Source organism: Motilimonas sp. 1_MG-2023, from assembly GCF_030547455.1.
GTDB lineage: Bacteria > Pseudomonadota > Gammaproteobacteria > Enterobacterales > CBDFNC01 > Motilimonas.
This window is the reverse complement of record NZ_JAUOPX010000048.1, coordinates 1-24,337: the sequence shown is the minus strand read 5'-3', so window position 1 is coordinate 24,337 and position 24,337 is coordinate 1. Positions and strand designations below refer to the sequence as shown.

Annotated in this window: 25 protein-coding genes; 12 read left to right on the top strand and 13 right to left on the bottom strand. The window is 44.3% G+C overall.

Translation table 11 applies throughout. The features are described from left to right. Window position 1 precedes the first annotated feature (1 nt). On the bottom strand, window positions 2-673 hold the full coding sequence (locus tag Q4519_RS18680) for a VWA domain-containing protein (RefSeq protein WP_232799846.1): 672 nt from the start codon (window positions 671-673) through the stop codon (window positions 2-4). Between the two features lie 342 nt (window positions 674-1,015). On the opposite strand from Q4519_RS18680, the gene Q4519_RS18675 reads away from it, so the two are divergent. Next, entirely contained in the window at window positions 1,016-1,750 is a 735-nt protein-coding gene (locus tag Q4519_RS18675; RefSeq protein WP_303514886.1) for an ABC transporter substrate-binding protein, read from the top strand. Between the two features lie 425 nt (window positions 1,751-2,175). On the opposite strand, the gene Q4519_RS18670 is transcribed toward Q4519_RS18675, so the two are convergent. Then, entirely contained in the window at window positions 2,176-2,694 is a 519-nt protein-coding gene (locus Q4519_RS18670; RefSeq protein WP_232799844.1) for a TrmH family RNA methyltransferase, read from the bottom strand. Window positions 2,695-2,743: 49 nt separating this feature from the next. Beyond that, a complete protein-coding gene (locus Q4519_RS18665; RefSeq protein WP_303514883.1) occupies window positions 2,744-3,706 on the bottom strand; it encodes an esterase family protein in 963 nt (320 codons plus the stop codon). A 448-nt stretch (window positions 3,707-4,154) separates the two neighbouring features. Between Q4519_RS18665 and Q4519_RS18660 the strand changes: the two genes are divergently transcribed. From Q4519_RS18660 to Q4519_RS18650, 3 genes are all read left to right on the top strand, one after another. Then, on the top strand, window positions 4,155-4,391 hold the full coding sequence (locus tag Q4519_RS18660) for a hypothetical protein (RefSeq protein WP_303514879.1): 237 nt from the start codon (window positions 4,155-4,157) through the stop codon (window positions 4,389-4,391). A 2-nt stretch (window positions 4,392-4,393) separates the two neighbouring features. Then, complete coding sequence (locus Q4519_RS18655) at window positions 4,394-6,748, top strand: EAL domain-containing protein (RefSeq protein WP_303514877.1); 2,355 nt, start codon at window positions 4,394-4,396, stop codon at window positions 6,746-6,748. Window positions 6,749-6,900: 152 nt separating this feature from the next. Then, complete coding sequence (locus Q4519_RS18650) at window positions 6,901-8,025, top strand: methyltransferase (RefSeq protein WP_303514875.1); 1,125 nt, start codon at window positions 6,901-6,903, stop codon at window positions 8,023-8,025. 93 nt (window positions 8,026-8,118) lie between these two features. Here the strand turns inward: Q4519_RS18650 and Q4519_RS18645 are convergent, their stop codons facing one another. Both Q4519_RS18645 and Q4519_RS18640 read right to left on the bottom strand, forming a co-directional pair. Beyond that, window positions 8,119-8,670 carry a DUF1543 domain-containing protein gene (locus tag Q4519_RS18645; protein WP_303514871.1) on the bottom strand — a complete coding sequence of 184 codons (552 nt, stop codon included), beginning with the start codon at window positions 8,668-8,670 and terminating at the stop codon, window positions 8,119-8,121. Between the two features lie 62 nt (window positions 8,671-8,732). Next, window positions 8,733-9,497 carry an ABC transporter substrate-binding protein gene (locus tag Q4519_RS18640; protein WP_303514868.1) on the bottom strand — a complete coding sequence of 255 codons (765 nt, stop codon included), beginning with the start codon at window positions 9,495-9,497 and terminating at the stop codon, window positions 8,733-8,735. A 425-nt stretch (window positions 9,498-9,922) separates the two neighbouring features. Here Q4519_RS18640 and Q4519_RS18635 point away from each other — a divergent pair, with 425 nt between their 5' ends. Next, window positions 9,923-10,858 carry a sugar kinase gene (locus Q4519_RS18635; protein ID WP_303514865.1) on the top strand — a complete coding sequence of 312 codons (936 nt, stop codon included), beginning with the start codon at window positions 9,923-9,925 and terminating at the stop codon, window positions 10,856-10,858. A gap of 31 nt (window positions 10,859-10,889) precedes the next feature. Continuing rightward, on the top strand, window positions 10,890-11,513 hold the full coding sequence (locus Q4519_RS18630) for a bifunctional 4-hydroxy-2-oxoglutarate aldolase/2-dehydro-3-deoxy-phosphogluconate aldolase (protein ID WP_303514863.1): 624 nt from the start codon (window positions 10,890-10,892) through the stop codon (window positions 11,511-11,513). Window positions 11,514-11,716: 203 nt separating this feature from the next. Here the strand turns inward: Q4519_RS18630 and Q4519_RS18625 are convergent, their stop codons facing one another. Next, entirely contained in the window at window positions 11,717-13,636 is a 1,920-nt protein-coding gene (locus tag Q4519_RS18625) for an ABC transporter ATP-binding protein (protein WP_303514861.1), read from the bottom strand. Between the two features lie 108 nt (window positions 13,637-13,744). Here Q4519_RS18625 and Q4519_RS18620 point away from each other — a divergent pair, with 108 nt between their 5' ends. Both Q4519_RS18620 and slyD read left to right on the top strand, forming a co-directional pair. Further along, complete coding sequence (locus tag Q4519_RS18620; RefSeq protein ID WP_233052186.1) at window positions 13,745-13,951, top strand: YheV family putative zinc ribbon protein; 207 nt, start codon at window positions 13,745-13,747, stop codon at window positions 13,949-13,951. Window positions 13,952-13,963: 12 nt separating this feature from the next. After that, window positions 13,964-14,491: a peptidylprolyl isomerase gene (slyD, locus tag Q4519_RS18615; protein WP_232799832.1), complete on the top strand. Its 528-nt coding sequence runs from the start codon at window positions 13,964-13,966 to the stop codon at window positions 14,489-14,491. A gap of 77 nt (window positions 14,492-14,568) precedes the next feature. Here the strand turns inward: slyD and Q4519_RS18610 are convergent, their stop codons facing one another. From Q4519_RS18610 to Q4519_RS18595, 4 genes are all read right to left on the bottom strand, one after another. Then, window positions 14,569-15,999 carry a metallopeptidase TldD-related protein gene (locus tag Q4519_RS18610; protein WP_303514857.1) on the bottom strand — a complete coding sequence of 477 codons (1,431 nt, stop codon included), beginning with the start codon at window positions 15,997-15,999 and terminating at the stop codon, window positions 14,569-14,571. Window positions 16,000-16,001: 2 nt separating this feature from the next. Continuing rightward, on the bottom strand, window positions 16,002-17,465 hold the full coding sequence (locus Q4519_RS18605) for a TldD/PmbA family protein (protein ID WP_303514855.1): 1,464 nt from the start codon (window positions 17,463-17,465) through the stop codon (window positions 16,002-16,004). 199 nt (window positions 17,466-17,664) lie between these two features. After that, a complete protein-coding gene (locus Q4519_RS18600) occupies window positions 17,665-17,886 on the bottom strand; it encodes a SlyX family protein (protein WP_232799829.1) in 222 nt (73 codons plus the stop codon). Beyond that, a complete protein-coding gene (locus Q4519_RS18595) occupies window positions 17,879-18,868 on the bottom strand; it encodes a WD40 repeat domain-containing protein (RefSeq protein WP_232799828.1) in 990 nt (329 codons plus the stop codon). The genes Q4519_RS18600 and Q4519_RS18595 overlap by 8 nt, the downstream gene beginning before the upstream one ends. A gap of 131 nt (window positions 18,869-18,999) precedes the next feature. Here Q4519_RS18595 and fkpA point away from each other — a divergent pair, with 131 nt between their 5' ends. After that, the gene (gene fkpA / locus Q4519_RS18590; protein WP_303514853.1) at window positions 19,000-19,827 is read left to right on the top strand and encodes an FKBP-type peptidyl-prolyl cis-trans isomerase; all 828 of its coding nucleotides are present in this window, start codon (window positions 19,000-19,002) and stop codon (window positions 19,825-19,827) included. 93 nt (window positions 19,828-19,920) lie between these two features. On the opposite strand, the gene rsd is transcribed toward fkpA, so the two are convergent. Further along, on the bottom strand, window positions 19,921-20,400 hold the full coding sequence (rsd, locus tag Q4519_RS18585) for a sigma D regulator (RefSeq protein ID WP_232799826.1): 480 nt from the start codon (window positions 20,398-20,400) through the stop codon (window positions 19,921-19,923). A gap of 138 nt (window positions 20,401-20,538) precedes the next feature. Here rsd and nudC point away from each other — a divergent pair, with 138 nt between their 5' ends. The 3 genes from nudC (at window position 20,539) to Q4519_RS18570 (ending at window position 23,226) form a co-directional block, all read left to right on the top strand. Next, a complete protein-coding gene (gene nudC / locus Q4519_RS18580; RefSeq protein WP_303514851.1) occupies window positions 20,539-21,354 on the top strand; it encodes an NAD(+) diphosphatase in 816 nt (271 codons plus the stop codon). Window positions 21,355-21,449: 95 nt separating this feature from the next. Beyond that, window positions 21,450-22,514: a uroporphyrinogen decarboxylase gene (hemE, locus tag Q4519_RS18575; protein ID WP_232799824.1), complete on the top strand. Its 1,065-nt coding sequence runs from the start codon at window positions 21,450-21,452 to the stop codon at window positions 22,512-22,514. Between the two features lie 199 nt (window positions 22,515-22,713). Beyond that, complete coding sequence (locus Q4519_RS18570) at window positions 22,714-23,226, top strand: GNAT family N-acetyltransferase (RefSeq protein ID WP_232799823.1); 513 nt, start codon at window positions 22,714-22,716, stop codon at window positions 23,224-23,226. A 136-nt stretch (window positions 23,227-23,362) separates the two neighbouring features. Here the strand turns inward: Q4519_RS18570 and Q4519_RS18565 are convergent, their stop codons facing one another. Both Q4519_RS18565 and Q4519_RS18560 read right to left on the bottom strand, forming a co-directional pair. Beyond that, window positions 23,363-23,485 (bottom strand): hypothetical protein, encoded by a 123-nt coding sequence (locus Q4519_RS18565; protein WP_282560156.1) that lies wholly within the window; start codon window positions 23,483-23,485, stop codon window positions 23,363-23,365. Window positions 23,486-23,800: 315 nt separating this feature from the next. Next, window positions 23,801-24,337: PT domain-containing protein (locus tag Q4519_RS18560; RefSeq protein ID WP_303514845.1), on the bottom strand; the 537-nt coding region annotated here is incomplete at its 5' end.

Here is a 24,337-nt window from a genome sequence, read left to right as displayed (position 1 = left end):
GTTAGATTTCGACTTCGGCCCATTCATTGGTACTTGGTAGTTGTACTTTTTGTCCCGGTACACTTGAAGATACCGTGGTCATGCTGCGGCTGAGCCAAACAAAAAGTTCGTTAAAGGCAAGGCCCTTTAGTTTTTTCGGTGTTTTATTGGAAAATTGACCAAGAGCGTCAAAATCTGCGCCTTCAGTGCCGATGGGAAATATCACCGCGCGTTTGTTTTGCTCAGCTTCACGACAAGCTTGTGCGGCTTCTTCCCAGCCATAGTCATTGGGCGAGCCATCAGAAATCATGATGATCCAAGGGCGGGTGCTGGAGATACCATTGGCGTCGTATTGGGCTTTTTGGTTTTGTACTTCTTCAAGGGCGTATGACATGCCTTTGCCCAATGGCGTTAGGCCCGAAGCTATTATTTCTGGCGCTTTAAAGTCAATGGCATCGACCCATGGCTGCACCACAGTCACATCGTCGTGACCGCCTACGGTGATCACTAATACTTGGACGCGCATAGCGGTGGATACATCGCCTTTAAGCTGCTCTTCAAATACGCGGAGGCCGTGGTTTAACTGTTCAATGGGAGCTCCATTCATCGAGCCTGAAGCATCCAGCACTAGCACGCAAGGGGTTCTTTGGTTGGTGTTGTCAGCAAACTCTACCCCTGGAATGGCGTGTGACATGATATCTCCTTGTTGACTATAGTTGATGTGTATTTGACATTTTATGACATGTTAGCGCTTTTTATTTATAAGGTAAAACTCTAGCTTAAAAGCTGGGCTCATCATGACTCATTCATCTTATTACTGGACAAGAGTAACAGTATGTTTTGCCTACAAAAGTGTGGTGGATATGTCCCTGTTCGCTTGGTGTTGTCAGCCAAAAAACGTAATTTTGCCGTAAACATACTCCATTTGGCAGTGACTGCCTTAAGTAGAACTTAAGTAAATTAATATTGATTGCTAATAGTGGAGAGAAAAGCCGAACTATACTTAGCGGATTCATATTACTGGCAAGGGATAGTTATGAAGTTTAGGTGGTTGATATTTTTTAGCTTCATTTTTAGTGACGTTGCTTTAGCTAAATCCTTGCTGGTGGTTACTTATGCGCCTAGTGATAATGCACCCTATGTGTTTTTAGGCCCGAGTGGCGCTGAATCTGGCATTATTGTTGAGCTAATGGACGAGCTTGCTAGGCGCGCCGACGTTGTGGTGAGTTACCAGCAAGTGGCACGGAAGCGCTTAGAATATAGTCTGCAGACCGGAAAGGTCCATGTCGTGGTAACGTCAAGCCCGAAGTGGTTGGCTGAGCCTGATAAGGTGGATTGGGCGCTGCCAATATTTGATGAAAAGAATGTGTTAGTGATCCGTCGTGATTCGCCTAATATCACCAATGTGGAAGATCTCATCGGCTTAACCTTAGGAACGGTGTTGGGATATGCATACCCAGAAATAGATAACGAGTTAACTAATGGGCTAGTTATTCGTTCGGACTCACTTGAGGTAATGCATAATTTAACAAGGTTAAAGGCGGGACGCTTGGATGCGGTTGTCACATCCGATATCCAAGGCACTTGGTTGCTCAAAGAAAGCGGTTATCAAAATGAACTTGTCTTTGCTAGTTTTTTGTTCAGCGAGCAAAAGATCACCCCGGCCGTTTCTAAACTTAGCCCTGTGCCACTAGATCAGTTGAATCAGGTGCTGCAAAGTATGCTGGATGATGGTTTTATTACTAAGTTATTGCAGAAATATTCAAGTTAAAAAAGCGAGCGGTCTTAACAGACCGCGTTGAACGAAAGTGTCGCTTGTTCATCATGTCGCAAGCTAAAACGCAGCCATTACAGCAATAGCAGTAGTTATACCCAATCAACTTGAAGATGTATGTTTCAGAGCGCCACCGTGTTTTCAATACTAGGCACGCTAATGAAGGAATGTAGGCACCTTTCAAATTAGCGTAACAACGTAGTGGAAACACGGCGGGCTCCCAAAGGGCAAGTTTTACACGCGTTTATACTGTGTTATTGATTTTGATAAGGGGAAGCCATTACCGGCAATCAATGCCTTGCCTAAACGAGTGTAAGATCTTGCTGAAATCAAGCCTCTCCAAGTTGATTGGGTATATATGGCCAACTGCTAGTATAATTGGTCAGCCTCTGGAGCACTGTGCCTACGATTGATTGATAAGGCTACTCCGCTTTTTTAACTTTTACTTTGTTGTTACGATCACGGCTATTGTGTATTAATTCGTCACTGGCCTTTAGTTGCGCCAATTTCGTGCTTCTGTCATATAAAAGTACGTTAACGGAGGCTGCGAGATTTAAACAACCTATGGTTGGAATGTAAACCACGGCATCGGCTTGATCGATCACTTGTTGGCTAATGGTGCCATCTTCAGGGCCAAAAATATAAAGGGCTTTTTCTGGGTGTTCAAATTCGGGTAGTGGTGTTGCACCGACTACTAAGTCAACGCACACTACTTTTACCTCTTCTGGCTTATTGTCTAACAAACAATTTTGCTGGGTGAGAGGAATACTTGAGCGGATTTTCTTGGTGTCGGTATTTAGCTTTAAGGTGCGATCGTAACGCTCGCCACTGTAAATTACGCGATCAACTTGAAAACACCCCGCGGCGCGCATGACGGCGCCAACATTAGTCGCACTTTTAGGGTTGGTTAAACCGATGGTGACGTCTGTTCTTTTCGTCATATTAAGTAAATAAGTAAGTCGAGAATGCTGTTCAGTTTACCTGATTTTATCAATCAGTGCTTGTTAGCGCACGACTGAGCCAAGGTAAAACGTAAGCAAGGCTTTTTCCCATATGGTCGACGTGACCACCATCAAATTCAAACAGTTCAACGGCCACTCCCGACTGATTAAACTGTTTCACTAAATTGAGACAGCTTTGGTGAGTATCTTCTTGGCTGCCAATATCAATGGCTATGTTGACGTCTTTTAAATGCTGGCCGTGAGTGGGAATCACGCAATTAAAAGCGGTATTCGCCAGTTGTAGCCAATCACTTTCTTGTTCAGGCAAGCGGCAATATAGCGGTGGTTTATTCACATCGGGCAGTGCACCTTGTAAGCGACAGAGCAAAAGGTGTTGCCACACATCAAGCTGCTCTATGGCTAGCTCGCCTTGGGCGGCTTGCATTAAGGTTGTGTGGTTGTCGTTGAATAACTGTTTAAAAAACGTGATGCTATCGTTGTGTAGGTTGGCTGGACTCATGGCAAAGGCGTGTTGGAAAAAACCGGGTTTATAAAAAAGGGTTTTCAGTACGGCGTCTGCTCCTGAACTATGACCCATCAGCGCGCGATGCTTTGCACCGCCCAAACAGCGATATTCACCTTCAATAGCATTGACTAAATCATGGCAAATAAAGTCTAGCCAGTGGCCCTGAACGTCATTGTTGTTATAGCCAGTACAGGTAAAGCGAGTACTGTTTTCTGGCACCACAATAATCATCTCTTCGACTTGTTTTGTCGCTATTAGCTGCGCCATGGTTAAGTGTAAGCTTGGCTCGCCCTGCTGTTCGGAAAACCAGCCTTTGGCAGTACCGCCAAAACCATGAAGTAAGTAAACCACCGGATAGCATCGGTCAGATTGTTTATGGTAGCTTGGTGGTAAGTATATAAGTGCCTCTCGTACAGGGTTATCTTGTAACAAGTTACCAGCAAGGGCTGGGCTATGTAAGCGAAAATGATGGTAGGGTAAAGACATTGTTTTATCACTCTGGTTAATAGGTAGGGCGAACGTATGAACGTACAATATTTGAGCATAAGCTTAAAGCAAGTAACATTTTATTATACGAAACGCCGTAAAAGCATCCTTGAAGGCTTAGTTGCCGCTTCCCTGTGGCAGACATTCGTCTAATAAATCGCTATCTATCGTTCAAAAAATGTTCATTTGTTTGCCCTAGGCTAATCGGGCTTTGTAATTGATTAGACTTTTATTTGTAGGCCTTTACGTTGGCGAAATAGCCATTCTTATCGCATAGTTTAATGGTGGCGAGTTGACTATTAATGGTGGGTTTTAGCCCGCAGTCTGGGAAGGTTTATCACTGGCTTTGGTTTAGTGCGCGTTAGCGTGGGCAAAATTAGTCTCAAAGAATATCGATCCTAGTTACACATTCAAAGTTACTTGAAATGGGTTTTTATGGGAGTGTTAGATGTCTATTTCACCGCGATATTTTGCTTCACTTTTGATTGCTATAAGCAGTGTTACTTTGCCCGTTAATGCTGCATCTTATCAGGTTAAGTTATGGCTCCCATGGCAAGAAAAAGATCAACCTCTAGCGGCTCTAAAGCTCACTGATGGCGCGGCTTCACTGAGCCTAGTTTTGCTGATTGATCAACCTAAACCAGTAGATAAGCCTACTGGCTACCCTAACTATCAAGTGAGATGATTATGTTTAAAAGCTACCGTACTCGGTTAGTGGTGGTATTTATTTTAGTGTTAACCGTGGTTCAGTTAGGAACGGCGGTGTCGGTGCTAACGGCGATGCACGAAGATAGGCTAAAGCAGCAACAAAAAAGTTTAGATGTGGGAATTAATGTATTTTTAGATATGTTAAAAAACCGCTCGAAAGAGCTTAATAAAAGCGTATCGGTACTTGCAGCAGATTTTGCTTTTCGCCAAGCCATTGCAACGGGCGAGCAAGAAACCATCGCTTCGGTGATAGAAAACCAAGGCAACCAGATCGATGCTGATGTTGTGGTGTTACTTTCCCCAGAAGGAAAGTTAATCAGTGCGAGCTTATCTGGAGTGAATCAGCCTGAAATTAAGGCGTTAAACACCTTAGCTGCAGGGGCTAATAGTGTTAGCTCTTCGACCGTACTGGATATCGATGGGGTGAGTTATCAATTTGTCCTACAGCCCGTTAAAGCCCCGTTATTAATTGCTTGGGTGGGCATGGGGTTTGTTTTGGATCAACAAGTTGCGCAAGATGCGCAAGCTATTACCGGAGTCGATGTCAGTTTTATTCATTCGTCACCGGATCAACCGCCAAGTATTTCTTCGACACTGGCGAAATCAGAGCAAGTAGATTTTTTGAACGGACTGGCTGAGCTACCGAATATGGCTAAGATGGCTAAAGAAGGCCTCCCCAAAAACTACCTGTCGTACTCTATGTTACTTAATGAGAAAAGCAATGATCAGTGGGCAGTTTTGCATTTATCAAACTTGCCGTGGGAGTTAAGTTTTATTCAGCTGCGTAATAATTTGCTGTTGATTTTTACGGTTACTTTATCCCTTGCGTTACTGGTTTCCCTTTGGTTGTCTGGTAGTTTAAGTCGCCCGATTATGAACTTAGTGCGCTATGCGCAGGAGATAGGTAAAGGTGAGCAGCCCGAGCCGATTGTTGACGCGCCGACTGAGCTACAGAGCTTGGCCAGCAGTATGAATGAAATGCAAAGTCATGTGGCTTCGCGTGAAGCGGCGCTTAAGTATCAATCTTGCCATGACAGCTTGACTGGGCTGCACAACCGAGAATCTGCCAAGCAAATGCTACGTGAAATTAACGGTGATTTAGCTGGTCATTTGGTGCTGCTAGACCTTCAGCGTTTTCGCCATATTAACGACATGATAGGTTTTGCTAACGCGGATGCTTTGTTAGTGCGCTTTGCTCGGCGCTTGGAAACGATTACTCCTGCAGCTGATTTTATTGCGCGTGTCGACGGCGATGCGTTTCTTTTGCTATATAAAAAAGGGATAAATCGCGAGCAATTGTGTGCCACCTTAGATGAGCTTGAGCAACCATTTCCGGTGCGCGGCTCTAATATTACGCTCACTGTTCGTGCCGGTGTGTTGGACTTAATTCAACATGGTGGCTCGGTCGATGTGATTTTACGTCGCGTTGAAATTGCGCTGGCTAAAGCCTGTCTTGAAAATAAAGCCTTAGCGACCTATCTCGCGGGAGAAGACGAACAGTACCAACGTGAATTAACGATTATCAGTGATTTGACGGCGGGCTTAATGCAAGGGCAATTTCATTTAGTGTTTCAACCTAAAGTCAATATTCAGGCCAACATCTGTCGTGACGCTGAAGCATTGATCCGCTGGCAACACCCCGATCTAGGCTTTATCCCACCCGATGAGTTTATTCGTTTAGCCGAACATTCTGGCAATATTGGCTTAGTCAGCGAGTGGGTGTTGCAACAAGCTGTGGCGCAAATAGCCGGCTGGCGTAAGCAAGGAGTTGAACCTAAAGTTGCGGTGAATCTGTCGGCTCATGATTTACTTAATTTGCAGTTGCCAACCCTTATTCAAGATTTACTGCAACAGTATCAAGTGCCAGCTAGCGCCCTGGCTATTGAGGTGACAGAAGGAGCGGTGATGAAAGATCCGCAAACGGTCATTTCGGTATTGCAGTTATTTAAAAACCTTGGTATTTCAGTTGCCATCGATGACTTTGGCACCGGACAATCGTCCCTTGCCTACTTGAAGGAGTTGCCAGTCAATGAAGTAAAAATTGATCGCTGTTTTATTCAAGACATGCTTTATAACCAAAACGATACCATGATAGTAGAAACGACCATCGCGCTCAGTCACGGCTTGGGTTACATCGTGACAGCTGAAGGGGTTGAGGAGCAAGAGGGAATCGCTTACTTACGTGAGCGAGGCTGCGATTTAATCCAAGGTTATGTTTATTCTAAGCCGTTAAAAGCAGATGAATTTGTAACTTGGCTACAGGCATTTAATCTAGTTAATCCAAAAGGGCAAAACAAAAGTCAGTCCAAGCCAGCACATAGTTCACTGTATTAATTAATCCGAGCTGTGGATAAGTAAAGCAGACTGTATCCGCGCGTCATTGGCTGAAGCAAAACTGAGGTTAATTATTGGGGTGTATTTCGATTTGTCCTCGCTTCTGCGACAATAGCCGACTTAATTCGGCCTGTTAGTATTTAGTAGTTATGATGAAACCTTCACTTACATTGCATCAGCGCACCCTGATTTTGGAGCGTTACCCTGTTCGCAACAATGAAACATTACAAGCTTGGGACGCTGCGGATGAATACCTGATTAACCACTGCGAGGGGCTCGTGCTTGATCCCCAACGGCCGATACTGATTATTAATGATGGCTTTGGCGCACTAAGTAACTGGTTTACAGCCAAGGGAAAGGTGACGAGCGTGACGGATTCCTTTATTGCCAGACAAGCTTGTATTGAAAACCTTAAGCAAAATCAGTTACCCCATATTACTATTCAAGATTGCCTAGCCGAGCTGCCATACAATGTTCAATTGGTGTTGATTAAATTACCGAAAAACAACCGACTACTTACTTGGCATTTACAGCAGTTGTGCCAATCTTTGCCAGCAGACTGCCTAGTGATTGGGGCGGCGAAGGCGAAAGATATTCATACCTCGACCTTGCGTTTGTTTGAAAAACATTTAGGTGAAACCAAAACGTCATTAGCGGTGAAAAAGGCGCGTTTAATATTCTGTAAGCCCAATGCTGACTTGGTTAAGCCTTTACCACAACCGACTCAATGGCCAGTGCCTGAGCATGGTTTAACCTTAAGCAATCATGCCAATGTGTTTTCTAGTGATAGCCTAGATATTGGTGCCCGCTTGCTACTTGAGCATATCCCGAAAGATTCAAGCTTACAGCATATTATTGATTTAGGCTGTGGTAATGGTGTTATCGGCATCAAGGCGGCGCAGTTAAACCCGCAGGCGCATATTACCAGTGTCGATGAGAGCTATATGGCGGCACAATCATGTCAAGAAAACGTGCTGTTAAATGGTTTAGAGGCTGAGCAATTTACTGTGATGGTGAATAACTGTTTAGATGGCCTTGGGGCTAATACTGCTGATTTAATTTTGTGTAATCCGCCATTTCATCAAGCCAATACCATTACCGATCATATCGCATGGCAAATGTTTAATGATTCCCGTCGGGTGTTAAAGCCGAAACAGTCTTTAATCGTGATAGGTAATCGTCAGCTTGGCTATGGCGAGAAGCTGAAGCGCTTATTTGGTCAGGCCACTGTGATAGCACAAAATAACAAATTCATTATCTATCAGTCAGTTAAGTAACAATGGAGATCTTTGGTGGCTAAAACTGGTGGGGTAGTGGTGGGGTGAAAGAACCGTTTATTTCTATCTAACGTTCTAGCGTTGAACTAAAGCTTACAGTTTGTGGTAGCCAAACCAGTCAGGGCGCAGTGGCTGCATCTGAGATAAATGCTCACCTTCGTAATGTAGGTGAATATTGAGTGGGCTATCTAATAATGAGATAGCAAAACAATCATCGACTGCGATTAAATCGTCTTTATGAGCCTGTTGCCAATCAACTTGGTAACGGCCAAGCAATTCATGCCATGCACGCTGCTTAGCTTGCTCGGCGTTGTTGGCGACAAAAACGCCAAAGCTGTGCTGCTCGGCTAGTTGACTGGGATGATAGCCACCTAAATTAACAAAAAACAGTTTGAGGTCATTATTAGGAGGCCGCGCCGAGAGCGCTATGCGATAGCCATTAATATGTCGAAGTTCAACGTAACTATCTAAATGTACTCGGCCTTTGTCGCCAATCCATTGTTGTTTCAATTGCTCATAAGTCGCCATAATACTGTCGCCGTGCACGAATCTGACATCATGCAACTCTATGTGCCCGCCATTGATACGACCACCTAAATAGGCTAAAAATAGTTTACTGATTGGGGTGTGGGAATGGTCGCTCACTGGCTTCACTTTTATGTTCGTACGTTTAGATAAGTCAACGAATTAAAGGTCAGTTTGGATTGCTACTCTCCCTTTAAATATCGTTGTAAAATCCTTTGGTACTCAGAAGATGCCTTAAACTTCGTTAGCGCTTGGTTAAATTGAGTGATAAAGGCCTCTGAGGTGGTTTTTTTACTAAACATAACATGGATCCCCCCTGTTTTAATGCTAAAGCCCTTTAATGGTACAATATTGTCTTGTTGTTTAAGTTGCTCTATCAATAGTTGACCGGCTATTTCATCCGCAAGGACTGCGTCGATACGATTATTTAGCAGACGAGTAAAGTTGTTAATTTCAATATCGGACTGTAGTAAAGCTTGAAACTCAGGCTTTTGTTGAAGCAGACTAAATTCCTCGCCGTAATAAGTCCCCTTGTAATACCCTAGACGATGCAGTTTTGATTGAGTTAAATCTGATAGTTGCTTGATAGCAAAACTCTCTTGGTCTGCTTTTCTGATAAATAGGGTGACGGACTCGGTGCGATAAGGAAGTGAAAACAAGGCATACTGTTCTCGCTCGGCCGTTTTGGATGCGCCTGTCATGACGTCTATTTCTCCTGCTTCTAGCCACGCCAATTGCCGACGCCAAGGGATTTCTTTATCTGTCACCGAAAATAAGCAACCCGTTTGTTGAAACACTTGTGACACGATTTCATAATCAATGCCTTGCATTACGCCTTGTCGGCTTTGGTAAATGAACGGTTCCCACGCAACCCAACCCCATGTTAAAGAAGCCTGATTACAAGTTGCAAAGGCGGGTGAAAAAGCAGAGACAGAATAAAGAATCACCCCAAAAAGGCTAAGAGAAATAACATTGCTGACCTTTTTAATGAATGGCTTTATTTGAGGCTTTTTATAGCATCGTGTTATTTTTATCAATCGCCCCTCCGTAAAGACATTAAAAGGTTTAATCGGCTATTTCGTCAGTATAGTTCGAAATACAAATTAGATTGTGAGGAAGGAAATACAATTTAATATTTTATCAAACTTATGTTTATTGTTGATGTTTAGTTGAACAGGCGGGCATGTACATGATATTCATGACCAAATCGGTTATGTTGCTGTGGGGCATTTTACCGCCGAAATAGAAGATGTAAAAATATGAGTAGTTGATGCGTAATTGCACCTAAATTAACCATGTACGACGTCGTGGCCTTTTTTGAGCGAGGGGGTCTCACCGAAGGGGGCTGAATTTTAAAAAGTAGAGGTGATAGATGGCCGATTTTAACATCGCCCTAGTCGGCGAATGTATGATAGAGCTACAGCAAGTGGGACAACATTTACGTAAAGGTTTCGGCGGCGATACACTGAATACTGCTGTTTATTTGTCGCGGTTGACGGCAGGTAAAAACGTTAATGTTAGCTATGTAACCGCTCTAGGCGAAGATAAAATTAGCCAAGAAATGCTTGATAGCTGGCGCAGTGAAGGTATTAATACAGAATTAGTTCAGCGCGCTAAGGCCAAACTACCAGGGCTTTATATGGTTGAAACGGATGAGTATGGTGAGCGCAGTTTTTTATATTGGCGCAATGATTCGGCAGCGAAATATTGGCTTGAAACGGCTTCAGATGAATTAATAGAGGCCTTGGTGAAACAAGATGCGATTTATCTTTCAGGTATCAGCTTAGCTATTTTACCTGCAACTAGCAGGGCGCGTTTATATGATTTACTTGCGCGTTGTAAAGCCGCAGGTGGCAAGGTTATTTTTGATAATAACTACCGTCCGCAATTGTGGCGAAGTGCTGAGGAAGCAGCAGAGCACTACCAGCACATCTTGTCGGTTACTCACACCGCTCTACTGACATTTGATGATGAACAAGCAGTATTTGGTGATACCAAGATTGAGCAGTGTATTGAGCGTACACAAGCCTTGGGGGTGCAAGAAATTGTATTGAAGCAAGGAGGTCAGGAGTGTGTTGTTGTGAGCCAAGAGCACTGTATTCGTGTTGCTGCTCAGTATGTTGCAAAAGAAAAGGTGATTGATACCAATGCTGCAGGCGATTCATTTGCTGCTGGTTATATGTCAAAGCGTTTATTAGGCGCCGCAGCCACTGATGCAGCAAAAAAAGCGCATCAGGTTGCGGCTACAGTTATCCAGCATCAAGGGGCTATCATAGACGCCAAATTTATTACTCCCTGCATTGATTAAGAACTTTATTTAACTAATTTAAGGACCAACCATGACAACATTGAATGAACGCTTACAAGAGCTAAAAGTGATTCCTGTTATTGCGATTAAAAATGCGGATGACGCTGTGCCATTGGGTAAAGTATTAGTTGAAAATGGCATGCCCTGTGCTGAAATAACCTTTCGTACGCCCGCTGCGGCGCAAGCCATAAAAAACATGCGTGAAGCTTTTCCTGACATGTTAATTGGTGCGGGTACGGTATTAAACTCGGCAACAGTCGATGCGGCGATTGATGCGGGTGTCGATTTTATTGTTAGTCCTGGCTTTAACCCCACTACGGTTAAATACTGCCAGCAACGTAACATGCCAATCATTCCTGGCGTTAACAACCCCTCTTTGGTTGAGCAAGCGATGGAAATGGGGTTGACTACGTTGAAATTTTTCCCTGCTGGCCCTTCGGGAGGTGTCAACATGCTAAAAGCATTGACGGCGGTTTATCCGGTAAGTTTTATGCCAACGGGGGGAGTATCTGCGTCTAATATTAACGAGTATTTAGATATCAAGGCCGTTGTGGCTTGCGGTGGGACTTGGATGGTGCCTAGTGATTTAATTGATAATCAACAGTGGGATCAAATTGCTGAATTAGTTAAAGAAGCCGTCGCTAAGCTTGCTTAGGGGTTGCTGCATTAGGTTAGACAAGAGTTGGAGCTGCTTTATGAAACATAGAGTATTGCCCACTTAAGTCGCCTTGGTCGATAACCTAAGGTAAATGGTGTCGGACCGTTAGTATATATCAATAAATAGCCCATCTGTTGACGGGCTATTTATTGTTTTGATTAATCTTTAGTAGCTCAGTACTCGATTAAAAAATGAGCTTGTTAAGGGAGGTTAAGCTCCGCCTCTAACGCTTCCAATTGCTCTTGGGCATCCATCCACTCCATCTCTGCATCTTCAATTTCGGCTTTAAGCTGACGTTGTTGCTCTAATATTTTGGTCAATTTAGCTTTTTGTGCGATGTCGTAAAGGGCATTGTCGTTAAGTTCTAGCTCTACTTCTGCCAGTTGCGCGCTTAACTTATCCATTTGTTTTTCCGCTTTTTCCATTGCTTTTCTGAACGGCTGGGTTTTCTTACGGATCTCGGCTTCTAAGCGCTTTTGCTCTTTGCGATTGACGGCGCTATTAGCGCTCTTTTCCCCGTTATCAGGCGCGGCTTTTTGTTTATCAATTTTCTGCTGTTCGCCAAGCCACTTATGATAATCCTCTAAATCACCATTAAACGGCTCCACTTGGCCATCATGCACTAGGTATAAATCATCTGTGGTGGTACGCAGTAAGTGACGATCGTGCGATACCACGACCATCGCGCCTTCAAAGCTTTGCAGCGCAACGGTTAAGGCGTGGCGCATTTCTAAATCTAAGTGGTTGGTTGGCTCATCGAGTAGTAGCAAGTTCGGTTTTTGCCATACGATCAGCGCTAATACTAATCGCGCTTTTTCACCGCCCGAGAACGGTGCAACGGGCTCTAGGGCTTTGTCGCCTTGGAAACCAAAACTACCTAAATAGTTACGCAATTCTTGTTCGGTTTTATCTTTAGCTAAACGTGCTAAGTGCTCAAGTGGCGTGTCGTCTAAGCGCAAAAATTCAAGTTGGTGCTGGGCAAAATAACCGACTTTGGCATTAGGGTTAAGCTCAAAGTTGCCGCCTTGGGCTTTGATTTCGCCTGCCAGTAGTTTGATTAAAGTGGATTTACCGGCGCCGTTGCGACCGAGTAAACCAATACGGCTGCCGGGCACAAGGTTAAATTTTATTTTTTCTAAAATCAGGGTATCACCGTAACCAGCATAAATCTCTTCCATGGTTATCAATGGCATTGGCAGTGCGTCAGGTGCAAAAAATGAGAAGTTAAATTGGCTGTCGGCGTGCGCTGGCATCGCCAGTTCCATTTTTTCTAGGGCTTTGATGCGGCTTTGTGCTTGGCGCGCTTTTGATGCTTTGTAGCGAAAGCGGTCAATGTAGCTTTGCATATGCGCCACTTGCTTTTGTTGTTTTTCATAAGTGGCTTGTTGTTGCATTAGTTTTTCGGCGCGCTGCCTTTCAAAGCTGGAATAATCACCTGTGTATTCGAAAAATTTATTTTGCTCGATGTGAATTATTTTACCCACGATGTCGTCGATAAAGTCACGGTCATGAGAAATCAGAATTAAGGTGCCAGGATAAGCGTTTAGCCATTTTCCTAACCAGATTACTGCGTCTAAGTCTAAGTGGTTGGTTGGCTCATCCAGTAGCAATAAATCTGAGCGGCAAAGCAGGGCTTGTGCCAAGTTTAGGCGCATACGCCAACCACCAGAAAAATCACTGACGGCGTGCTGCTGTTTTTCATTACTAAAGCCCAAGCCGGCTAATAGCTCAGCGGCGCGGGCTTTAATGGTGTAACCACCAATGGTTTCAATTTGGCCATGCAGGAGGGCGATTTTATGGCCATCTTCGGCGGCTTCTGCTGCGGCAAGCTCGGCTTCATGACGGCGAAACTCACGATCGCCATCAATCACGTATTCAATGGCGCTTTTATTTAATGCTGGAGTCTCCTGCGCCACACTGGCGAGTTGCCAGTTACTGGGAAAGCTTAACTCGCCATTATCGGCATGGAGTTCGCCTTTTAATAAAGCGAAGAAGCTGGATTTACCTGTGCCATTGGCGCCCACTAATGCCACTTTTTGGCCGGGGTTGATACTGGCGGTGGCATTTTGTAGCAGCGGGCGTCCGCCGCGAATAAGTTCAATGGCACTGGCTGTGATCATAATTTACTTCAACATTAAAAAATAAGCCGCGATTCTAACACAGGTGTGATAGCAGAAGAAAAACCCTGTTTGATCGGTTACACTGTGGCAAAAATAAAGGGGAGCAATATGAGTAAGAGAAAACGTTTTATTGCTGGCGCAACCTGCCCATCGTGTAACGAGCAAGACACGATAGTGGTGTTTGTTGATCAAAACGTCGAGAAAGTGCAATGCGTTAAATGTGACTACTTGCAGTCCCAAGCCCCAGGTGAAGTAAGTGGCGCCACACGTCAGTTTGAACAAGTGATTGGCGTGTTTAACCCAGACGAAAACTAATTGGAAATTAAGATGAAAGTTGAAAATGATTTAGTAGTATCCATCCATTTTTCTGTACATGATGCAGACGGCGTTGAGCTCGGTACAACCGAAGGCGGTGCTCCTCTTGAATTTATTCAAGGCAGCATGTTTTTAGTACCCGGCCTTGAAGCTGAGCTTGATGGCAAAGAAGTGGGTTACAAGTTTGATTTAACTTGTGCGCCAGAAGATGCTTACGGCGAGCACCAAGAAGGCCTTGTACAAGAAGTGCCACGCGAGCTGTTTGAAGCCGAAGGCGCTGTTGAAGTAGGCATGCGTTTTACTGCTGAAACTGACCAAGGCCCACGCCCAGTTGAAATCACTGATGTGAAAGAAAACACTGTAACCGTAGATGGCAACCATATGCTAGCGGGTCAAACCTTGATTTTTAAAGGTGAAGTATTATCGGTGCGCGCTGCGACTGATGAAGAGCTTGCCCACGGCCATGTGCACAGCGCCGGCGGTTGTGGTCACAGCCACGACGAAGAAGAGCACGTTCATGGCGAGCACTGTAAGCACTAAGTTCATCTAGAGTAAGTTTGTGTGAATCAAAAACCAAGGCTGAGCCTTGGTTTTTATTTTTCTTAGTTAATAGTGTTTTAGCCCTTACCCGGCGCATTCGATCCGGTTATTTTCACCTTGTTCACTTTTACAAACCGCGGGCAAGCTATGCTGCTGGCGCTGCGCATGCCATAAGTGCTCGACATGTTAACGTGATGGAGTTGACTCGATAACCATTCGATTTGATTAAAAATACGATGGTAAGAGTCATTGATACGTTGATTGTATAAGTGCGCTTTGATTTCGCCGTCTGCAATTAAAAAGGTGCCAAAGCGGCTGCTGCCGGTGAACTCACCCTTGGCGGCGTTGGTTAAATTCATGTAATGAATAAATGAAATAAATAAGGTTGGTTTAGTGCAGCTTTTTACCATGGCGGCAAAGTCAGCGGGGCCGTTGCCTGTGGCCACTTTAATGCTGGCCACATCGATATCATTATTGCGCGCAATGCCAAAGCGATCGCAGTCGTCTTTATCACTGTAAAACTGATTGCTTAATACGCCATTACTGATCAGGGGAAAGGGCTGACGCGCTATACCATTTTCGCCAACGGGACGAGCAAATAACACCTCGGGATCGGTTGGATCATCAGTGATGGTAAAATTACTGCCAAACAGCTGACTGCCGATTTGATGTTTGTCTTGTTGTAACATGCCCATGCCGTATTGGTAAGTTTCACCGTGTAGCGCCATGTAACCGAGGTAGTTGATGAGATCGCCAAAGGCATCGGCATGGAAGATGACATCATATTCACCTGGCTCGATATCTTGACGGGGCGTATTGGTGAGCAGTTGGTAGCTGGCATCTAGTTGTTTAATCAGCGAGTTAGCGTCGAACTGATTTAACGCCTCACCAACATCGGCGACGCGCAGTTCTTTTTTGTCGTGGTCTAGTAGTTGTAACACGAGCTCGACGTTGTAATCACTGCCTTGGTAAGCCACTGGCGCGTCCACTAAGGTGTTGATGATTGCGTAGCTGTAAACACCAGCAGAAAAGGCACCTGATACTTCAACGTTGCCATGGGCAAAGTGCTCACCGCAGCGCTTAAAGAGATCCACCATCACTTTTGAGTCGAGGTTAATCAGAGCCCCATCAGCATTAAAGCGGTTGAGGTCGCCTTGGACAATCGCCGTCATCGGGCTCATATGGGGTACTTCTGGCATCAGTTTAACCCGTTCATTAAGGGTTGATACCAGTGTTTTGAGTTTATCGCTGTCGTTGGCTTGGGCGGTGGTACTGCCTGAAATTTTACGCTGACCGGCTTGGATCTCGACAAAGTATTTCTCACCTTCTTCTGACACGTTAAGGGAGATTTGACTGCGGCCGCAGCGCACCATGTGTGAACTTTCTTGGCGGTACGTGATACTTCCAGTGATCCCCTCATATTTCATAAAGGTGTTGATCTCTGTGAGTAACTGCAGCACAGGTTGCATGGCTGTGTGCATCGCTTTGTGGGTAGATTGTTTGCTCATGATTACTCTCCTACCTGAACGTTTTTAAAGCGGCAGGCGGGAATGCCGTGGGCTAAGCGCATTATTTGATTGGGTTGGCCTTTACCACATTGAAACACAGGTTGCAGCTGCCAAGTTCGTTCATCACCTACCATATCGAGGGCGTTCCAGAAGCTCAGGCTATCACCGCGGTAGGTAGCATTGCGCACCATGTGGGTGATCTTGCCGTGTTTAATTTTCCACGCGACTTCGGTGGCAAAATGGAAGTTTTCACGGTTAGAGCCAATTGACCATGAGCGTGGGGTTTCCATTAACAAGCCGTTTTCAGTGGCGGCAATGATATCGGCCAGACTGCCATCTTGGCCGGGATCAATGTTGATGTTGTTCATGCGCTCGATGGGTAGATTACTGTAGTTTTGCGCACGGCTGGTGGCGCCTGACGCACTAAAAATAGTACGGCCAGCTTTGGCGTTGGCTTCCATGATCATTTGGCGTGAAGTGATGGCATCTTGCAGTATGCCGTTTTTGATTAAGGTAACATTGCGCGCTTTAACGCCATCGTCATCATAACCAATAGAGCCGGGAGAGTTAGCTACTGTGCCATCGGCGCGCGCCGTGAGCTTGTGGCTACCAAACTGCAATTGACCAAAGTCGGCTAAATCCACGTGTGAACCGCCGGCATACGACAACTCATAGCCTAAAATGCGATCGAGCTCTAAGGCATGACCGATGGTTTCGTGGGTTTGTAGTGCCATCATCTCAGGCAATAAAATCACGTCACATACTTCTTTTTCACACTCAGGGGCATCGAGTAATGCCAGTAACTCTTCGCGGATGCGGGCGGTGTGATCAAACTGAGCATCGTTGATGATGTTTTCCCAGCCAGTGGTGCCGTTTGCGTCTTGTGGTAAGTTGAAGGTGCGACGACATTGCTCACCGTTTTGGTCTTTGGCGTAGGCAAATAGCTCGGCATCGAGTTCAATTAGGTGGCGACGAATCTCACTGCCTTCACTGTCAATATAGAGGATATCGCGCTTGTAGAAGCTGGCCGATACGCCCCAATAATCAAAGCGCTTATCAGCCAGCTGGCTATCGAGTTGTAATAAGCGTGCCAGTTTGTCTTGAGTAGAAACGGTAAAGGGATCGATTTGACAAGGTGAGGTGTAGCTATCTTGAATAACCGCTTTTGGTGCAAGTCTGACTTTTTGTTGAATATAGTCGCTAGCGGTTTTTGCCTTTGCAATGGCTTGATGGCCAGTTTGCTGCATCGCCGTTAAGGTCATCACCTCACTGGATGCAAAGCCCCACGCGCCATTCACCAATACACGAATACCATAGCCTTGTTTGCTAACCAGATTATATTTATCAACATCGCCTTTCATAGTGGCAATGGTTTCTTCTTCGTCCAATTGATGGATGCGAATATCGGCGTAATCGACGCCGTGTTGTTGCAGGTAATTAATAACCTGTCGCCCTTGCTCTAGCATAAACTAAACCCTTATTTCTTTGGCAAGTGGATGTTTGCAGTGAATTAATGATGCTAATACGCGGCTTGATAGTGATAGCTTAGCTGCTGGAATAAAAGGGGCGAGTTGTGGCGCAGCGTTTTAACCATTTATTCTCAAGGTATCATAGCCTGCTCTGCTGAGGGAATCAGCAGAGCTAACCTAGCTTAGCGGCAATATATTAATAATGAGGAGGAGGCGTTTCGTCTTCTTCGCGAGCGATTTGCCCACTTTGCACATCTTTGACTTTATTCACTAGGTACTTCATTTGTTCACGTTGTATTTCAAGGCGGTTTTGCATCGATGCGATTTCAGTATTTAACGCTTCTATGGTGTCGTCTTGGAAGGCAACTTTTGTTTCTAAGTATTCCAGTCGCTTCAATACATCTTCAAGGTTATTCATGGGATATGCTCTTATCTAAAGTCCAAGTTTCGAGAAGGCCAGCCGAGCTTTCACTAAGAATTTGCCCATCTGCTAAGGTGGCTGAGTATACAACAGCGCTTTTCGGACGGCTGTTTTTTCTTGGGCTGACATGCCACTTCTGTAATTGTTGACCGGTTTTTGAGTCCCACAGTGCCAGCATGCGAGACGGAGAGCCCGTTAAAAGATATTTGCCTTGTTCAACAAAGCGCACGCTGCTGAAAATCTCTTGGCGGGCTAGATAGTTTAACCGACTTACCGGTTGGCCGCTGCGCATGTCCCAGATGTTGGCTTGTTTTTGGTTGTCTGCGGTAAATATATATTTACCTTCTCGCTCTAGTTTAACCATAGTGACCCGGCTAGGATGAGAAAAGCGATGCAGTACTTGTGCTGTGCGGGTATCCCAGAAGTAGGCTGTATAATCATTACCACCGGTTAACGCATAGTGACCGTTGGCTGACATATCCACCGCATTTATTTTTTCTGTATGGCCGAGAAACTCGATGCGTCTCCCGGTATTTAAATCGATATGTACGGCTTTACCGGTTGCTAAGCCATATAGCACGTAACGTCCTTGTGCCGAGATGACGATGTCACGAATATTCGATTCAGGGATTTTGTAATAGCCTTTGGCTTCACCCGTTGCCACATCCCAGACGACGAACTCATCACTGCTCGCGGTGACGACATGACTGGCATCATCAGAAAATTTCGTTAAAAATACCCCATTTTGCGCATCATTTTGATGGCTCCATTGATATTTAAGCGCATTTTTCTTATTGTCCCATAGGCTAATGCCGTGGTGGATGGATGAAATAACACTGTAATGTCCATCGGTTGAGATGTCGGCAGCATACGCGCCTTCAACAGCGTGTTCGATTTTTGTGGCTGACAGTTGCTCACCGCTGCAAGCAGTTAACAAGATTGCCGAGATCACAGATAAAAAGATTGCACCTTTTGTCATCTTTATAGTCTACTAATTTTGTTTTGTTTACTGCGTGATAGCGTTAGTATAAATGGATTTATTACGCTAAGCCCCTCTTTGTGTTTTGATTATGCGCGATGAGGCGAATTTTTTTTGGGAGAGTTATTTACATGAATAATATTTTTAAGGTATCGCTACTTGCTGGTGCTGTACTAGCTGCAGCTGGTTGTAATGATAAGCAAGCTGAAACAGCCCCTAAAGCGGCTGAGTCAGAAGTTGTTGAAGCGGTATCGGCAGCAGTTGAAACTGCGCCTGTGGCAGAGTTTGCCAATGAAGATGCGAAAGCGGCTTACGCGATTGGTGCATCTGTTTCTCGTTACATTGAAAAGACGTTAGCTGAGCAAGAGCAACTAGGCGTTACTTTAGACAAAGAGCAAATCATTGCTGGTATTTCAGATGCGCTGCGTGGCGAACTGAAATTAAAAGATGAAGACGTGATTGCAACATTGCAAGCTTACGACAAAAAGTTAAGCGAGATTGCACAAGCGAAACAAGCTGAAGCAACAGAAAAATCGAAAACTGAAGCGACGGCTTACCTAGCTGAAAATGCTAAAAAAGAAGGCGTAACCACTACGGATTCTGGTTTACAGTACCAAGTATTAACAGCTGCTGAAGGCGACAAGCCAAACGCTGAAGATACGGTAACAGTTCATTACGAAGGTCGTTTGTTAAATGGCGAAGTATTTGACAGCTCAATGACTCGTGGCCAACCTGCTACTTTCCCACTTAACCGCGTGATAGCTGGTTGGACTGAAGGTGTTCAACTGATGTCTGTTGGTTCAAAATACCAGTTCACTATTCCTGCTGAGCTAGCGTATGGTGACCAAGGTGCAGGTAATATTCCTCCGCACTCTGCGCTGATTTTTGATGTTGAACTACTGTCAATTGAAAAAGCTGCGGCTGAGCCTGTAGTTGCAGATGAAAAAGCGGCTGAATAGTTTAGCTGTTAACTAGCTATTAAATAGCAGATGTGAAAAGGGCGCTCATTGAGGCGCCCTTTTTTATTTGTAGTGTCTGTTTGTAACTGCTATTTAAGTTTCTGGTTGTAAATGCTTTTGATGCAAGGTCGCTAGCAACTTATCTTCTAGTTCAAAGCGCTGCTCCATAATTTGCCCAAGCTTTGATAGATCAGCATCGAAGTCCACCGACGTGTCATCGTCAATTTTTTCGGCGTATTTATCATTAAACTCAAGCGCTGTATCTGTCGTAGTAGAGATGCGAGGATAAATATCTTGGGCTAATTTTGCGCTTTCAGCGCCGTGTCTTTCGCATTCCGAAACTACTTGGTCGTAAATTTCAAAGTGTCCGGTAGACATGTAATCAACCAAAGACTGGCAGAAGGTTTGTATTTGCTCTATCGAGGGAAGTGTTTGGTGCTCTTTACTGTAAGGCGGTAAGCCTGCAAGCTCGCAGTATTCAACTAGTACCTTTTGGCGGTCATTTAACCAATTGTCAATAATATGAGATGTACCACCCCATTCCTGTTTTGCTTGTTCAAGTTTGGTTAGCATATTATGTCCTTGGTTTTTATTTTTATTGCCATATTGATATAAGTAATGAAAAGCAGGCTTATCGTCAACTCTAATTTGGTTACTGAATCCGGCTTCATGTATAACTGTGAGCTATATGGAAATTGTGAGGACTTAATTTTGCAAAATGAACAAATCCATCTATCACCAGATTTAGTGGCATGGTGGTTTATTATCTATGATGGGCAGTTACTTGTGGCAAATGGGCCGCAGCCTGTTCCTTTTGGTTGTTTAAGGGAGTTACCTTTTCCAGATTTAGACTTTGAGCCGTGTATTCATATTGGCGAATTTGAAGGCACGCCAGCTTATTTATTCCAGTTAACTGATGCATCGATAGATATGGGGCTAGGGGAATATCAAGGTTTACGCTATTTGCTGGGTAAAGTGCATGATGATTTATTCAATTTGGCTGGCCGGGCTTTTCAAATAGTTAATTTTCTTGCGACACATCGTTTCTGTGGTCAATGTGGTAAGCAAATGCACCGTATTGACTGGGAACTAGCGATGAAGTGTTATGACTGTGGCCACCGCTGCTATCCACGTGTATCTCCTTGTATTATTGTCGCCATCAGAAAAGGTAAGCAAGTATTGTTAGCAAACCATGTACGCCATAATAAGCCAGGGCAAGAGATTTATACTACTTTAGCGGGCTTTACCGAGGCCGGTGAAACGTTAGAGCAGTGTGTTGAGCGAGAGGTGTTTGAAGAAGCAGGGATCAAGGTTAAAAATATTAGCTACGTGAAAAGCCAGCCTTGGCCGTTTCCCCATTCATTAATGATGGGCTTTATTGCTGATTATGATAGTGGAGAATTGAACATTGATAAGCACGAGCTAAATGATGCTAATTGGTACGATTTTAACAACCTTCCTTTGTTACCACCACATGGCACCATTGCGCGTCTGTTAATCGAAAAAGTGCGTCAGCGATGTCGTTAATCACGGCAAGTAATGGCTATTAAGCTGACATTTACTTTTCCCTTGGTGATGGGCTTTGCTACAATTCGCGACAGAATCAATGCAATGGAAGTTTTATGAACGAGTTAAAAAATGATCGTTACCTTAGAGCGCTGCTAAAACAGCCTGTCGACAAAACGCCAGTATGGATGATGCGTCAAGCAGGCCGCTATTTACCAGAATATAAAGCGACGCGCGCGCAGGCTGGCGATTTTATGTCGTTATGTAAAAATGCTGAGTTAGCCTGTGAAGTGACACTGCAGCCACTGCGCCGTTTTCCCCTTGATGCTGCGATTTTGTTTTCGGATATTTTAACGATCCCTGATGCGATGGGATTAGGTTTGTATTTTGAAACCGGTGAAGGTCCTAAGTTTGAGCGTCCAATCACTTGTAAGGCTGATGTTGATAAAATTGGCATACCTGATCCTGAAGGTGAGTTGCAGTATGTGATGAATGCAGTACGCACTATTCGCCGAGAATTAAAAGGTGAAGTGCCGTTGATAGGCTTTTCGGGTAGCCCCTGGACCTTAGCGACTTACATGGTAGAAGGTGGCTCATCAAAAGCTTTTACTAAGATTAAGAAAATGGCATTTGCTGAGCCAAAAACACTGCATTTACTGCTCGATAAAGTGGCAGATTCAGTGATTAGCTACCTCAATGCTCAAGTGGCAGCTGGTGCACAATCATTAATGATTTTTGATACTTGGGGTGGGGTGTTGTCACCGCGTGATTACCGCGAGTTTTCGCTGCAATATATGGCGAAAATTGTTGATGGCCTCACTCGTGAAAATGACGGCCGTAAGGTGCCTGTAACGTTATTTACTAAAAATGGTGGCATGTGGCTTGAAGATATCGCGGCAACAGGCTGTGATGCTGTAGGCTTAGATTGGACCATAGATATTGCCAATGCTAAAGCCCGTGTTGGTGACAAAGTGGCGTTGCAAGGTAATATGGACCCTTCGATGTTGTATGCTTCACCACAACGTATTCGTGAAGAAGTGGCGCATATACTGTCTGATTTTGGTGAAGGCACGGGGCACGTATTCAATTTGGGACACGGAATTCATTTAGACGTCGATCCAGATCATGCTGGTGTGTTTATTGATGCTGTGCATGAATTAAGTCAGCCGTACCACAAATAATTTAACTCTTAGCTGTTAAAGCCACTAAGGGGTTGTCCCATTAGTGGCTTTTTTGTGTCTACTGGATAAATTTGATAGGGACAACTTCCTCGCCTAAGCTTAGCCTGCGTATTAACCGTCTTTATACCTTTTGCGTTTTAATATGGCGATAACCATTGGTATGATTAACTTCCCCCCCTGATGTATGGAGCTAGATGATATGCCAACTATTGCAGAAACCGAACGCTTGATACTGCGCTTTTTTGAGCCTGAAGATGTTGATGTTATTTATAAGATTATGTCTAATCGGCAAGTAATGAAGTTCTCTATTAGCGGGCCGCTCAATCGTAAACAAGCCAATACATTTCTTGACAGCATTCTTGATACTTACGCGAGTAAAGGTTTTAGTTTGTGGGCGGTGCACAGTAAAGCAGATGAACGAGTAATTGGGTTTTGCGGCCACTTTTTTCATCGTCTTGAGGGTAAAGATGAGATTGAGCTGGTCTATCGTTTATTACCTGATTATTGGGGGCAAGGGCTGGCGAGTGAAGCTGCTCGAGCGGCGACAGATTATGCGTTTAATCAATTAGGGTTGGACAGGCTGATATCATTCATTGCTGATAATAATGAAGCGTCAAAGCGGGTGGCTGAGAGTTCTGGTTTTAAGCTAGAGCGAGAAACTCATTTTTATGATAAACCCGTGTTGGTTTATAGTTTGGAAAAAAAAGTTTAATTTGTTGAATTTTTGAATGGCAGGGGAGGTGTGTCTTTTGCTCCATGATTGGAGCTATTCTCTGTCGATGCTTTACTTTCTTTTCTTACTAAATTTACTGCTTTTTAATGCTTAATGTTAAGCATTGTTAGGTTAATTATTTAACTTTTTTCTCTTTCTTTTTTGCGAAAAAGTTTAAGTTTAAACCTGCTTTACGTTGTGCTTCGCGCTCTTGAATTGTTGCACGTGTAAAGTCTAATGCTGAGCTACCTAATAACATAATATTACCTCTATTTGACTTAAGTTGTTTATCTAAGTTTTCTCTTTGTCCCTTTCTTAAGGGACGAGTTCATCATACTGCGTCAGATCACACTTTTCAATACTTTTGTGTAAAATAATTACAGAAAAGTGTGATATATATCTTTTTGGGCTTTTTTATGTGATTTGCGTCAGTTGTTTTGTCGTGATTGTCGTATTGAGTGTAACTTTATTACGTTTTGATGGCGTTTGTATGGGGATTACATGAAAGATAGTAAAGATCAAAAAAGGGATGCCGAAGCATCCCTTAAAGTGAGTTAGAAAATCTAACTAGCTATTATTTAGACCATACGCCCCATGGACCAGTAGTCTCAGGGTTTTCACCTGTTGTCCACCACTTAGCTGTGTAAGTTACGCCATTAACGATTACAGTATCGCCTTTGTTGTAAACAGCTTCAGCACTCCAAGTAGTGTTACCTGGCTCAGTAGTAGGAGTAACAGTTGGCTCAACAGTAGGTGCTACAGTTGGAGCAACTGTAGGCTCAGCTGTAGGTGCAACAGTAGGTGCAACAGTAGGTGTTACGCCGCCTTCACATTGAACTTCAGTCCAGAACCAGTTGCCGCCTGCAGCTGGAGATTCCCAAGTACCAGGGTTGTTCTTAGCTACAAAACATAGGCCGTTGTAAGTTACTAGGTCACCGTTGTTAACAGCAGTTTGACCTGGTACCCAAACGATAGCACCAGCTGGTGGCTGTGTTGGCTCAACAGTTGGCTCAACAGTTGGCTCAACAGTTGGTTCAACAGTTGGTTCAACAGTTGGTTCAACAGTTGGTTCAACAGTTGGTTCAACAGTTGGTTCAACAGTTGGTTCAAC